The organism is Mesobacillus jeotgali (genome assembly GCF_002874535.1).
Taxonomy (GTDB): Bacteria; Bacillota; Bacilli; order Bacillales; family Cytobacillaceae; genus Mesobacillus; species Mesobacillus jeotgali.
Window position 1 is genome coordinate 661,139 of the sequence record NZ_CP025025.1, and the last position, 13,920, is coordinate 675,058.

General features: G+C 44.0%; 12 protein-coding genes. 8 read left to right on the forward strand and 4 right to left on the reverse strand.

The annotated features are described in order from the left end of the window. The first annotated feature begins 12 nt into the window (after positions 1–12). Complete coding sequence (gene ggt, locus CD004_RS03220; RefSeq protein ID WP_102261456.1) at positions 13–1,698, forward strand: gamma-glutamyltransferase; 1,686 nt, start codon at positions 13–15, stop codon at positions 1,696–1,698. Positions 1,699–1,742: 44 nt separating this feature from the next. Here the strand turns inward: ggt and CD004_RS03225 are convergent, their stop codons facing one another. Continuing rightward, positions 1,743–2,246 carry a DUF421 domain-containing protein gene (locus CD004_RS03225; protein ID WP_102261457.1) on the reverse strand — a complete coding sequence of 168 codons (504 nt, stop codon included), beginning with the start codon at positions 2,244–2,246 and terminating at the stop codon, positions 1,743–1,745. A 181-nt stretch (positions 2,247–2,427) separates the two neighbouring features. Between CD004_RS03225 and CD004_RS03230 the strand changes: the two genes are divergently transcribed. Continuing rightward, positions 2,428–2,613: an SE1561 family protein gene (locus tag CD004_RS03230; protein ID WP_102261458.1), complete on the forward strand. Its 186-nt coding sequence runs from the start codon at positions 2,428–2,430 to the stop codon at positions 2,611–2,613. A 118-nt stretch (positions 2,614–2,731) separates the two neighbouring features. Here the strand turns inward: CD004_RS03230 and CD004_RS03235 are convergent, their stop codons facing one another. Beyond that, the gene (locus CD004_RS03235; protein WP_102261459.1) at positions 2,732–2,917 is read right to left on the reverse strand and encodes a hypothetical protein; all 186 of its coding nucleotides are present in this window, start codon (positions 2,915–2,917) and stop codon (positions 2,732–2,734) included. Between the two features lie 161 nt (positions 2,918–3,078). Between CD004_RS03235 and CD004_RS03240 the strand changes: the two genes are divergently transcribed. Further along, positions 3,079–4,632, forward strand: coding sequence for a fumarate hydratase (locus CD004_RS03240; RefSeq protein ID WP_102261460.1), 1,554 nt, complete (start codon positions 3,079–3,081; stop codon positions 4,630–4,632). Positions 4,633–4,671: 39 nt separating this feature from the next. On the opposite strand, the gene CD004_RS03245 is transcribed toward CD004_RS03240, so the two are convergent. After that, on the reverse strand, positions 4,672–5,685 hold the full coding sequence (locus CD004_RS03245; protein ID WP_102261461.1) for a DUF3231 family protein: 1,014 nt from the start codon (positions 5,683–5,685) through the stop codon (positions 4,672–4,674). Positions 5,686–5,802: 117 nt separating this feature from the next. Between CD004_RS03245 and pdaA the strand changes: the two genes are divergently transcribed. The 3 genes from pdaA (at position 5,803) to rlmD (ending at position 9,315) form a co-directional block, all read left to right on the forward strand. Then, the gene (gene pdaA / locus CD004_RS03250) at positions 5,803–6,612 is read left to right on the forward strand and encodes a delta-lactam-biosynthetic de-N-acetylase (RefSeq protein ID WP_102261462.1); all 810 of its coding nucleotides are present in this window, start codon (positions 5,803–5,805) and stop codon (positions 6,610–6,612) included. Positions 6,613–6,906: 294 nt separating this feature from the next. Further along, the gene (locus CD004_RS03255) at positions 6,907–7,767 is read left to right on the forward strand and encodes a DNA-3-methyladenine glycosylase family protein (RefSeq protein WP_102261463.1); all 861 of its coding nucleotides are present in this window, start codon (positions 6,907–6,909) and stop codon (positions 7,765–7,767) included. Positions 7,768–7,782: 15 nt separating this feature from the next. Next, complete coding sequence (gene rlmD / locus CD004_RS03260; RefSeq protein WP_233434936.1) at positions 7,783–9,315, forward strand: 23S rRNA (uracil(1939)-C(5))-methyltransferase RlmD; 1,533 nt, start codon at positions 7,783–7,785, stop codon at positions 9,313–9,315. A gap of 33 nt (positions 9,316–9,348) precedes the next feature. Here the strand turns inward: rlmD and CD004_RS03265 are convergent, their stop codons facing one another. Then, positions 9,349–9,903: a TetR/AcrR family transcriptional regulator gene (locus CD004_RS03265; RefSeq protein WP_324782540.1), complete on the reverse strand. Its 555-nt coding sequence runs from the start codon at positions 9,901–9,903 to the stop codon at positions 9,349–9,351. A gap of 160 nt (positions 9,904–10,063) precedes the next feature. Here CD004_RS03265 and CD004_RS03270 point away from each other — a divergent pair, with 160 nt between their 5' ends. Both CD004_RS03270 and CD004_RS03275 read left to right on the forward strand, forming a co-directional pair. After that, entirely contained in the window at positions 10,064–12,121 is a 2,058-nt protein-coding gene (locus CD004_RS03270; protein ID WP_102261465.1) for an efflux RND transporter permease subunit, read from the forward strand. Next, complete coding sequence (locus CD004_RS03275) at positions 12,118–13,911, forward strand: hypothetical protein (protein WP_102261466.1); 1,794 nt, start codon at positions 12,118–12,120, stop codon at positions 13,909–13,911. Before CD004_RS03270 ends, CD004_RS03275 begins: the two co-directional genes overlap by 4 nt. The last annotated feature ends 9 nt before the right edge of the window (positions 13,912–13,920 follow it).

The window sequence follows — 13,920 nt, forward strand, 5'->3', positions numbered from 1 at the left end:
AGGACATTGTCAATGGAAAAGGATTTTAAACCACGCTCTAACAGGTGTGATTATGATAGAGAAACAGCTACAGGTAAAATTGCGATGGCGGCATCGGCGCACCCGATCGCTACAAATGCCGGAGAGAGAATTCTCCGTGAAGGCGGCAATGCGATTGATGCGGCCATCGCCATCCAATTTGGCTTGAATGTCGGCGAACCAATGATGACCGGCATCGGCGGCAGCGGCTTTTTTATGGTTTATCATGCCGAAAGCAAAACAACGAAAATTTTTGATGGCCACACAAGGGCACCAAAAGCGGCACATCCGGAACTTTTTTTAGATGAAAAGGGAGAGGTTATTCCTTTTAAAGTGAGATCGACAAATGCGACAGGAGTAGGTGTTCCGGGAATCCTTAAAGCAATGGAAGCGGCAAGAAAGGAATACGGGACAAAGCCGCTTGCTGAATTGATCGAACCTGCTGTACAGGCCGCTGAAAAAGGTGTAGAGGTCAACTGGGTTATGGAAGAAATCCTTAACACCTTTGATTACCGATTAGGCGAGCATGCGAAGGAATTGTTCCAGCCGGGAGGCAAATCCCTTAAGGAAGGAGATGTCTACCAGAAAGAGCATCTCGCGAAAACATTCCGCATCCTTCAGCGTGATGGAATCGAGGCATTCTATGAAGGTGAGATTGGTGAAGCTATTATCTCTACTTTAAAAGAACTTGGTGGGATCATGGAAATGTCTGATCTCAGAGATTATGAAATCACAATTGATGAACCTGTCTGGGGAACGTACCGAGACTACAAACTAGCTTCCTCTAATATGCCAAGTGCTGGAGGAACAACGATGCTGCAAATTTTAAAGCTGCTCGAGGGCTTTGACCTCAGCAAATACAATGCAAAATCGTGGGAAAAATATTATTTATTCACCGAAGCAATGAGGATTGCATTCTCAGATAAAATCGCATTTGCAGGCGACCCTGAGTTTGGTGAAATTCCGTTAAAAGGATTGCTCAGTGAGGAATATCTTGCAGACCGCCGTAAATTGATCGATTTTGAACGTAGGAATGATGCAGTCGACTTTGGAAACCCATGGGCTTATACAGGTGGTAAGGAAATCAACGTCGTCCGCCAGCCGTTCGAGCCTGAAAAAGAAAGAAGTGAAACGACCCATTTCACCGTCATCGACAAATGGGGAAATATTGTCGCCTGCACATCTACCGTTGAGCATCCATTTGGCTCTGGAATCATGGTCAGGGACCATGGATTTGTATTAAACAACGAAATGACTGATTTCGATGCGGTCCCTGGCGGCTTGAATGAGATCCAGCCAGGCAAACGTCCGGTGAGCTGCAAGACACCGACGATTGTTTTCAAGGATGAAAAACCTGTATTGACGTTAGGCTCTCCAGGTGGACCAACGATCATTGGATCGGTATTCCAAACAATTCTCAATGTTCTTGATTTTGGGATGGATCTTAAAGAAGCTATTGAAGAGCCGAGAATTTTCAATAGTACAGGCCCGCTCATTGGCTGGGAATCGGGAATCAGCATGGAGGCAAAAGGGGAAATGGAATCGAGAGGATTCGAGTTCGCCGATGGACCATTCCCGCTCGGCAATGTCCAGGCAATCCAGATTGATCGTGAGAAAGGCCATATTTATGGAGCAGCTGATTCAAGCCGTGAAGGGAAGGCTACTGGGATTGATGAATAAGTAGGTGGAAAAGAAGCAGGCTGATTTTTGTTCAGCCTGCTTTTCTATTCGTCCACATTATCAAGAGTGTTCGTCTTCGAATCTGATTTTTTGATGACGGAAATGCTACCGTCTGTTTCGAGGACGACAGCCTCTACCTGATTCATCGAATTGATTCCGCTTGAGCGTGCTGCCTGGAGAATTTCAACTTCCAGCACACGCTCTTTTACTATATTTTCTTTTAAATACTTCCCTTGATAAAAAATTAACTTCGGATCTGATTTGATTAGCCTCTTGAAGCCGTCTGAACGGATGGAAAGCCATGCTACCAGATACTGAAGGGTAATTAAAATGAAGAATGCGGAGATTCCTTCAACGAGAGCCACATTTTTGTTCAAGAGGATGGTTGCCAAAGTTGAGCCGAGCGCGACTGTTACAATCAAGTCGAAAGCATTCATTTTAGATAACGTTTTTTTGCCGGAAACTCGGAGCAATAAAACAAGAGCGGAATAAGCAAGCACACCGACAACCAGAGTACGCCAAACCGCATCCCAGGAATTAAAAAGCATATTATCACCTCATATATGTTTTTTCCTAAAAAAGCATGGACAAACATATGGAGAAGGGGGAATACTATCCATAAGATGTGTTACTCCTTATCTTTAAACTATTCAGTAACTATTTGACGTAATATTGCACAATTCCCCATTATTAGGTAGGATGTTAAAGGTAGTGAAAGGAGCGAGAATTTTGGGAAATCCGATAAATGATAAAAATACGCAGGTTGTATTCTTGAAACAGCGTTTGGATATGTTTGCTGAGTTGCTTGAAGCGATTGATCCGGAAGAAGCTGACCTTGAAGATATCGACCGCATGATCCAAATCGTCGAAGAAATGGATGCGAAATGCCGCGAATTCAAGCATCGCGATGAGTAAAAAAGGCCTTTGATGAGGTCTTTTTTTTATGCTCAATAATAATATTTGTCGGGGCTGACCGAGGCGAATTCCGCTTTTCTTTGTCCAGCTCCAGCGCCTAGCCCCTCGAGACGTTTGTCTAGCTGCGGCTCCTAACTCCTCGAGTCGCTTGTCTAGTGTCGCCTCCTAGAAACTCCGAAACTTCAACTCCGCCGGCAGAAGCAAAAAGCGCTTCTTTGTCGGAGTCTCCAGTTTCTGCGTTTCTGGACAGTCGGCTATACTTTTCGATTTCGGTCCTTTCAATGAAGTCAAAGAACGACTTCACTGCCGGGCCCTCCAACGCCCTTTCCGCTTTTCTTATTTGTAAACGATTCCACTTTCTATCTTTAAATCGAAAGATGATAGGAGTATAATGATATCGGGAGAAATTGTTATTAAATCTTCACATATAAAGAGCTAGAAAGACAAGGGGAGAGGGGTAGTCAGATGAATATCGAAAAGTTTCAGGAAAGTATGTACCAGCTGATTGTTGAAACATCCACGAACCTGCCGAAGGATGTACGAAGGGCGATCAAAGCGGCGGCGGAGCGCGAGAACGCGGGAACCCGTTCGGCGATGAGCCTTGATACAATCACTAACAATATTAAAATGGCTGATGACAATGTATCACCAATCTGCCAGGATACAGGCCTGCCAACCTTCAAAATCAAAACTCCGGTTGGTGCGAACCAGATTGAAATGAAAAAAGCGATTTACAATGCTATTGCGCAGGCAACGAAGGATGGGAAATTGCGTCCAAACTCCGTTGATTCACTGACAGGGGAAAATAGCGGCGACAATCTTGGCGGCGGAACTCCTGTCATCAAGTTCGAGCAATGGGAAAAAGATTATATCGACGCACGCCTGATATTAAAAGGCGGCGGCTGTGAAAATAAAAATATCCAGTATAGCCTTCCAACTGAACTGGAAGGACTAGGGCGCGCTGGCCGTGATCTGGATGGTATCCGCAAGTGTATCATGCATTCAGTCTATCAGGCACAGGGACAAGGCTGCAGCGCCGGGTTCATCGGTGTTGGTATCGGTGGCGACCGTTCTTCCGGCTACGACCTTGCGAAAGAGCAGCTGTTCCGTACAGTAGACGATGTGAATTCGCACCCAGACCTTCGGAATCTTGAAGAATACGTAATGGAAAATGCAAATAAACTTGGAATCGGCACGATGGGATTTGGCGGTGAAACGACCCTTCTTGGCTGCAAAGTTGGTGTCATGAACCGTATTCCGGCTAGTTTTTACGTATCTGTTGCCTATAACTGCTGGGCATACCGCCGTCTAGGTGTAGCGGTGAATCCTGAAAGTGGAGAGATCCAGGAATGGATGTACCAGGAGGGCGAGAAGATCGACTTCGCACAGCCTGTAACCCAGGAAATCGCTGCAGCAGTTGAAGCACCTGAAGAACAAAATGTTGTTACACTGACTGCTCCAATTACAGAAGAACAAATCCGCCAGCTTAAGGTGGGGGATGTTGTGAAAATTGACGGCATGATGTATACGGGCCGAGACGCAATCCATAAGTATCTGTCAGACCATGATTCTCCAGTTGACCTGAATGGCCAGGTCATCTACCATTGCGGTCCGGTTATGCTCAAGGATGAAGAAGGCAACTGGCACGTGAAGGCGGCAGGACCGACAACAAGTATTCGCGAGGAACCTTACCAGGGCGATATCATGAAGAAGTTCGGCATCCGCGCTGTAATCGGTAAAGGCGGAATGGGAGCAAAGACGCTTGCTGCTTTGAAAGAACATGGTGGTGTTTACCTGAATGCAATCGGCGGCGCAGCACAGTACTACGCTGACTGCATTAAATCCGTAGAGGGCGTAGACCTTATGAATTTCGGGATTCCGGAAGCAATGTGGCACTTGAATGTAGAAGGTTTTACAGCCGTTGTCACGATGGACTCACACGGAAACAGCCTGCACGAGGATGTTGAAAAATCATCCCTTGAAAAATTGGCACAATTCGCTGATCGAGTATATAAATAAACAAACGAAAGGAGGCTCACTAATAAAGCGAGCCTCCTTCTAATTTTTTTGCTGCTTCGCTAACTGATCCCTGTCCACATTAGCTGGCTGTTTTTCCATCCATCCATGCTCAATCTGAATGTTTCCGCCGTCTTCAGCAAAGTTAGCTGTTTCCAACAGGAATCGGGCATAGACAGCTCCAAGGTCATGTCGAGGACTGACCGCCATCGAATCTCCAAAATTCCTAACTTTTGCCGAAGATAAATTGGAAATATGGAACAGCATCAGCTTGTCTGAATATGGTGCCTCAGTCGATTCCGTGATCTTGAAATGGCTTGGTATGGCAACCGGCAGCTCCTCTTTGTTCAGAATTTGCGACAGGATGTTGTGCTGTTTGATGTTGATTTTTTTGCCGCGTAAAAAATAATCCCGTACATCCTCAAACTTGGCGACCTGGCTGAACCCCATGACAAGAATTGTCTTGATCGCGTTTACCTGGATATTCAAAAACAAATGGGTGATTTCTATTGCCGTAAGAGGCCTTTTATCTTCAAAATAACCATTGAAAAAGCTTTGTTTTTCAACAAACGATACATGTTTTGAAGTAGGGATGAATGGTGCCCTAACATGCAAGCCCTTTTTTAGCATCACTTCTGTCACCTTATTTGACAGGTTAAGGGTTGAAATATTGATATCGGTTATCGCCTGGCGAAGCCCCATTTTTGAGAAGCCCGGCAATGCAACACTATAATAAAGCGCACCATATTTGACCATCATGTCGAGATAGGTCAGATAAAAGCTGTCAGAAAACAACCTTGGTGCATGTAGATTCACATCAGACTCCGAAAATCCATGCGGCACCCCCATACCTTCTGCGTTAAAAAGGTCCTCCAGTTGTGAAAGGATTCTTTTACTCAAACCATCCGCTGTCAAAAGGCAATCCTTTACCTCTTCATCATCTACCTTCACCAAAAAATGCCGAAACATACAGACAGCCATTGAGTTTGCCATGTATATATTCCATAGGTTGCCGATTTCCCCGGACGTCCAATCGATTTTTTGTTCTTCCGACATAATGTTCTCCTTAGTGTTTGGTATTTTTACTATTAGCTTCTCAAAATGAAATATACTTATAAGAATTTTTTTTAACCACTGACAAACAATAAGGAAAAACATCAATGGAGGAACATCATGAAGACGATTGTTAAAGTAATACTTGCTTCGGCGTTGCTGCTCTTGATTACATTGCCAGCGACAACTGGTGCGGAGGAAAACTCCAACTCACCATTGCATTGGGGCTTCAAGAAAGGCCGTAACGGAAGGCAGGCAGATGCCGGCAGGATGTTTGAGGTCATCCTCGAAGACCATGGAGCAGTATATAAAGGTGACAAGAATTCTAAAGATATTTATTTGACCTTCGATAATGGTTATGAAAATGGCTATACCGAGAAGATCCTTGATATATTAAAAGAAGAAAAAGTTCCCGCGGCATTTTTTGTGACGGGACATTATCTTGAAAGCGCTCCAGAGCTTGTGGCTCGGATGGCAAATGAAGGCCATATCATCGGCAACCATTCCTGGCATCACCCTGACATGACGAAAATCAGTGATGAGAAAATCAAGAAGGAACTGGAAATGGTCAGAGCCGAAACAGAAAGAATTACTGGCAAGAAGCATATGAGCTATCTCCGTCCGCCACGCGGGATTTTCAGCGAAAAAACGATGGCTGTTGCGAAGGAAGCCGGTTACACGCATATATTCTGGTCACTGGCCTTTGTTGACTGGAATACGGACCAGCAAAAAGGGGCGCAATATTCATATGATAAAATCATGACGCAAATCCATCCCGGCGCAGTCCTGCTGCTGCACACCGTATCAAAGGATAACGCAGACGCACTGGGAAAAGTAATCAGGGATTTGAAAGAACAAGGCTACAAATTTAAAAGTCTTGATGATTTGATGCTAAGCAAGAGCGGATTGAAGGATCCGATGTTGTACTGATAGGGTGTCCCGGTATTCAAATTGTGCCGGGACTTTTAAAATTGGTAAAAAAGCTTGTTTTTTTCCAAGTCGCCAATAAAATCAGATTTTCACCAATATATTGAAATTATCGCCAATATAGTTGTGAACTTCGCCAATAAAACTTGGAAATCGCCAATAAAATTGTGAACTCCGCCAATAAAATAAATTTGCTGGCCATGAATTTGAAGTTAAATGCTGGCATCAACACTATTTTCGTAAAAAACCTGCGAAAGTGCTATAATACGGGGAAAATACTTAAGGGCGGTTTGTGTTATGTGGGAAGAAAAGGTGTCGTTTTCCGGTCCATACAATTTTGATCTGGCTTTGAGCAGGCTTGCGCTTGATCCATTACATTCAGTTGATATTGAAAAACGACTTGTAAGGGTGCCGCTTGTATTAAAAAATAAAAAAATCGTCGCTGAAGTCATCGGAACTGGGACTCTGGAAAAGCCAGAATTCCTCATCCGTTCTGATGATGACAAAGAAATGACGGTCCAGCGTCTTTATGAAATTTTTCAATGGAATGTGGAATTGCTCCATATACATGAGCATTTCCAGACAACGGAGTTAAAGAGTTTGTTCAATGAACATTATGGCACTCCGCTCGTACTTGAATTTGACCCATTTTCAAGTTTAATTAAGAGTATCATACATCAGCAATTGAATTTGAAGTTTGCTTTTACATTGACAGAACGATTTGTAAAAACATACGGCGAAGAGCATGATGGAGTTTGGTTTTATCCTTCGCCTGAAAAAGTGGAGCAGCTTACGGTGGAAGAGCTGCGTGAATTGCAGTTCAGCGGACGGAAGGCAGAGTATGTGATCGGAATCGCCAAACTGGCAGCATCAGGTCAGCTCGATTTTGAAAATATGAAATCGAAACCCGATGCAGAGGTTTCCCAAGAACTGATCAAGATTCGCGGCGTTGGTCCATGGACGGTTGAAAACTTCCTGATGTTCGCACTTGGAAGGCCGAATTTGTTCCCGATGGGTGACATCGGCATCCAGAATGCACTGAAGAAGTATTTCAATCTGGAGGAAAAACCGACTCCTGCTGAAATGGAAAAGTTTAAAGAACCATGGAATCCTTATTTAAGCTATGCTTCGCTCTATTTATGGAGAAGCATTGAATAATTGGAGTGAAGTTTTATGAAAAAAGAGCAGCAAATGAAGAAAGAACAGCATAACAAGAAAGAGCCGCAAGCCAAAAATGTGCAGCATTCCAAAAAAGGTTTGCAAAACAACACTCAGCACAAGAAAGATCCACAAAGCAAAGGTCAGTATAAAAAAGGGCAACAGCCAAACAGAGGCCAGCAAACCGCGAAGCTGGAGCTGAAGCAGACATTCCCGTTGACTATCAAGCGGCTTGGCATCAATGGTGAGGGTGTCGGCTACTTTAAGCGCCAGGTCGTGTTTGTGCCGGGTGCCTTGCCGGGTGAGGAAATCGTCGCGGAGGCAACGAAGGTCCATCCAAAGTTTGCTGAGGCGAAAATCAAGAAAATCCGCAAACAATCAGAGCATCGAATCAAGCCCCTATGTCCTGTATACGACCAGTGCGGTGGCTGTCAGCTCCAGCATTTGGGCTACGATCAGCAGCTCAATGAAAAACGTGATATTGTCATCCAGGCTTTAGAGCGGCATACCAAACTTAAAATCGACGAGCTGGATATCAGGCCGACAATCGGAATGGAGAATCCATGGGGCTACCGGAATAAGAGCCAATTCCAGGTTGGCGAAAAGGACGGAAAAGTGCTTGCCGGCCTGTATGGCCTGAACTCCCATAACCTGATCAATATCGAACAGTGCGCTGTCCAGCATCCGGCAACTACGAAAGCTACCGAAGTGGTAAAAGGCATTCTCCAGGATTTGAAGATTCCGATTTACAATGAGAAAAAGCACAAAGGGCTCGTGCGGACAATCGTTGCCAGGACAGGAGTCCAGACTGGCGAGCTGCAAATTGTCCTGATCACAACAAAAAAAGAATTGCCGAAAAAGGATATCATCATCCAGGAAATCAAAAAACGGCTTCCTGAGGTTAATTCCATTGTGCAAAACATCAATGGGGAAAAGACTTCCGTCATTTTCGGAAGCGAAACCGCGACATTGGAAGGCAGTGACTTTATCCAGGAGACACTGGGAGACCTGCAATTCGAATTGTCAGCGCGCACATTCTTTCAGCTGAATCCTGAACAGACTGTGAAACTCTACAATGAAGCGAAAGCAGCTGCCAGACTGACAGGCAAGGAAAAATTGGTGGATGCATATTGTGGTGTCGGCACCATTGGATTATGGATGGCCGACCAGGCTGGAGAGGTACGCGGCATGGACGTCATTCCTGAATCCATTGACGATGCGAAAAAGAATGCAGATAAGCACGGCGTCAAGCATGCAAAATTCTATTTGGGCAAAGCAGAGGAACTGCTTCCGAAATGGCTTAAGGAAGGCTGGCGTCCGGATGTGATTGTCGTCGACCCGCCACGTACTGGATGCGATGAGGAATTCCTGAAGACAGTTCTGAAAATCAAGCCGAAAACTTTTGTGTATGTCTCCTGCAATCCCTCAACGCTTGCAAAGGATATCATGACGCTGGGTTCCCAATACAAAGTTGAATACATCCAGCCAGTTGACATGTTCCCGCACACTTCACAGATTGAGAGTGTCACGAGACTGGTTTTAAAATGATCAAAAGCGCCGGCCCGTTATTGGGCTGGCGCTTTACCTTATACCGGATAATCCTCTATTTATGAAGTTATTGATGATTTCGGCCATTTCCCTCGGTGTTTTATCCATCCCGTTTTCCACCCAATTTTTAATCACATAGATACTTCCGCTGACAACAAAAATATTGATATATTCAAATGTTCCTCGGTCAAACTGGCTGTCAGTGATCCAGTTTTTGAAGATGAACTCCTGGGTGATCATCATCCCTTTTTTCTGAAAGTGGATATCGCTATTTTCGCTTAGGAGTGTTTGGCATACATCACTATTCCTCGCAATATACTCAAGAATCTTCTCCGTCATATTCAGAGCTTCATCTTCTTTGGAAAAATTGTATTGGTTCAGTGTCGAAACCATATCTTCTATGAATTCTTCTTCGATTGCATTGAGCAGGTCAAATTGACTGGAGTAGTGGGAATAAAAGGTGGATCGATTGATGTCTGCCAGTTCACAGATTTCTTTTATCGTAATGCTCGAAATTGGCCTTGTCTTCATTAATTCCATCAGACTATCCTTTAAAACCATCCTTGTATACTTCTTTCGTCTGTCCATTGAAATCATTCCTTTATTTTTAAAAACATAGAGTTAAACAACATAAAGTGGGATTATGTTGTGAATCAAACGTTATGTGCACAACTGTTTGTTGAATAGACAACACGGTGTTTATATAATGATAAAGTGAAAATGCAAAAGACTCAAGTGAGGTTGAAGAATGATAAGCATTGCAGAAAAAATCATAAAACATAAGAAAGCTGTTGTCATAGCGTTTGTTATATTTGCATTAGTTTCGACGGTGGCGCAATTTTTTGTGTCGGTCAATTATAATATGGTGGATTATCTGCCAGAGGATGCCCAGTCCACAAGGGCTATGGAAATCATGGAGAAGGAATTTAGTGCTGAAGTACCGGATACGAGGGTCATGGTAAGGGATATATCCTTACAGGAAGCACTCAGTTTAAAAGAGAAATTGTCAGCCATTGACGGTGTAGGAGAAGTCATATGGCTCGATGATGTGGTGGATTTGAAAACCCCCCTCGAAATGGAAGATGAAGGGACGGTAGAAAACTATTACAAGGATGGGAACGCATTGTTCTCGATCAGTGTCCGCTCAGGTGATGAGGTTGCGATTACCGATGCTATTTACGAATTGATTGGTGACGAAGGAGCGATTGCTGGCGAAGCCATCAATACCGCATCGTCGCAAAAAATGGCTGGAACTGAATCCATGTATGCGGCCATATTGCTCGTACCAATCATTATTTTCATTCTGGTCGTATCAACTACGTCGTGGGTGGAACCATTATTTTTCCTGACGGCAATTGGCGTTTCGGTCCTGATTAACCTGGGAACGAATATTTTTATTGGTGAAGTTTCCTTCGTTACCCAGTCGGTAGCCCCGATTCTGCAGCTGGCGGTTTCGCTCGATTATGCCGTATTCCTGCTTCACAGTTTCTCTGATTATCGAAAGAAAACGAACAATCCAGAAGAAGCGATGCAACTTGCGATGAAAAAGTCATTCCCGGCGATCACTGCCAGTGCGGCTACAACCTTTTTTGGATTCATCGCATTAACATTCATGAAATTCGAAATCGGCTCAGACCTTGGAATCAACCTGGTAAAAGGAATTGTCTTGAGCTTCATCAGTGTCATGGTGTTTTTACCGGCGCTAACTTTACTATTCTACAAATGGATGGACAAAACGCAGCACAAAAGTTTTGTTCCTAGCTTTTCCGGGATTGGGAGCTTTGTCGTCAAATTGAAAATCCCAAGTCTGCTGCTCGTTTTTGCCATCCTTGTTCCTAGCTTTTTGGCCCAAAGCAATACAGCATTTACGTATGGGCTTGGAGAACAACCGGAAACAACGCGAGCCGGCAGTGATTTTACAGAGATTAAGAAAGAATTTGGAGAAACGACTCCTATCGTCCTTTTGGTTCCGAAAGGAGATCGGGCAAAAGAAACGGAGCTTGTCGGGGAGCTTGAGAACCTGGATTACGTCACAAGCGTGATTGCCTATGTGAATATGGTCGGCTCGGTCATACCTCCTGAGTACCTGGATGAATCGATTACGAATGAGTTTTATTCGGAAAATTACAGCCGTATTATCATCAATACGAATCAGGGCACAGAAGGGAATATTCCTTTTTCGATCGTTCAGAAGGTGAATGAAACAACTGAAAAATATTATGGTGACAAGGCATTGAGCCTGGGGGAAAGCGTAACATTGTACGATATCAAGAATGTCGTCAATAAGGATAATATCGTTGTGAACGTGTTGACGGTCGTAACGATTGCGATTGTCCTGCTAGCAACATTTAAATCGATATCGATTCCGCTTGTATTGCTAATCACGATTCAATCAGCAGTCTGGATCAATCTGTCGATTCCGTATTTTACAAGTTCATCGCTTGTGTTTGTCGGATATTTAATCATCAGTACGGTGCAGCTTGCGGCAACGGTCGACTATGCGATCCTGCTGACGGAAGCTTACCAGCATAACCGCCAGGAAATGTCCGCTAAAAAAGCGATCGTGAAAACATTAGATGAAAAGACGTTTTCCATATCAATATCTGCAGCGATTTTATCGAGTGTAGGGTTTATTCTATGGATGACGTCTTCCAACCCGATAGTCGGATCCATCGGCTTATTATTAGGCAGGGGTGCATTGCTTGCCTTTGTGATGGTCGTGTTCTTATTACCGGCTATGCTGCTCGTATTTGATAAATTCATTAAAAAGACGACCTATAAAGCAAATTTTTACGAGGAGAAATGATGATGAGAACAAAACAAATACTGTTTGCTGCGCTTGGATTAATGATCTTCTTGCCTTCATTTCTTAGTTATGGAGCTGCTGCAGAGGCTGAAGGTAAAATCACCTCTAAGGATGAAGTCGTATACGCTACATTAAAATCCAATGGAGAACTCGAAGACATTTACGTCGTCAATACTCTGGAGGTAGCGAAGGCAGGAGAATTAATCGATTATGGGAAGTACAGCAGCGTCAAGAACCTGACTGATCTATCCGAACTTGATCAGAACGGGCAGGTTGTCCAAATAAATGCCCCTGAAGGGAAGTTTTATTATCAGGGAAACATGGAAGACAATACGGAGTTGCCATGGGATATTGAGATTTCCTACTTGCTTGATGGACGCGAGGTTGTAGCGTCCGAGCTAGCGGGGAAAGAAGGACATGTAGAAATTAAGATCAATACTGCTGCCAACGAAAAGGCAGACAGCGTTTATTTTGAGAACTACCTGCTGCAAATTTCCCTGCAACTCTCAAATAGCTATCAAAATATAGAAGCTGATGGCGGCATGGTTGCCAATGCCGGGAAAAACAAGCAGATTACTTTTACCGTTATGCCTGGGCAAGAGGAAAGCCTCAGTGCGGAAGCAGACGTCGCAGATTTTGAATTCAGCGGCATCGACATTGCAGCAGTACCTTCTACACTTCCGATCGATACTTCAGAAATGGAGAATATGACAGATGACATGTCGGCATTGTCAGATGCAATCAGGGAATTGAATAATGGAGTTGCCGAGTTGAAAAAGGGTGTCTCCGAATTGAATGATGGCGCGGCAAGCCTTCGTGATGGTTCGGCAAAATATAAAAACGGCATGAGCGAGCTGAGTGGCTCCTCCTCACAGGTAGTAGCTGCATCCAGTTCCATTGGTGATGCATTGAAAAAAATCAATTCATCCCTATCTCAGGGTTCTGATGAGATGGATATGTCGAGCCTGAGTGAATTGCCTGGAGGACTCACACAATTAGCGAATGGACTGAATCAAGCGGCAGATGGGCTGTCAGAGTTACGTAAAAACTATTCAGAGGCATATAGTGCATTAGATGGTGCGATTAAGGGGATCCCGGACCATCAGCTTTCAGAGGAAGAGATAGCTGGTCTACTTAGCAGCGGTGCTGACGCAAATGTTGTCAATAAACTGGTTGATACCTATAAGTCTGCTCAAAAAGTGAAAGGGACATATGTACAGGTACAGAAAGCTTTTGCAGCTGTGGACCCTACCTTGAACCAGGTCAGTGGATCTGTAAAAGAAATGAGCGGGAACCTTACAACAATCGCTAACGAACTGTCCGCTTCCCTCGAGGACATGGATATGGGTGCACTTGGCGAATTGCAGAAAGGACTTTCAACACTATCTTCTAATTACGGAGAATTCCATTCCGGATTGGTAAGCTATACAAAAGGAGTAAGTGAGTTATCGTCTTCATATTCGCAGCTACATTCAGGAATTGCGGGATTGTCAGGCGGAACGAGCGAATTAAATAAAGGAGTAGGCGAACTTCACAACGGAACAAGTGAATTGCATCAGGAAACGAAAGATCTTCCTGAGCAAATGCAGCAGGAAATCAATGAGATGATCAAGGAGTACGACAAATCAGACTTTGAACCTGTTTCCTTTGTTTCCGCTAAAAACGAGAAAGTGACCTCCGTACAGTTCGTAATCAAAACTGAAGCAGTTGAAAAAGAAGATCAAGAGACAAAGCAAGCAAAGCCAGAGAAAAAGAAAGGCTTTTGGGATCTTTTATTAGAGTTATTTTAATGAGATAGG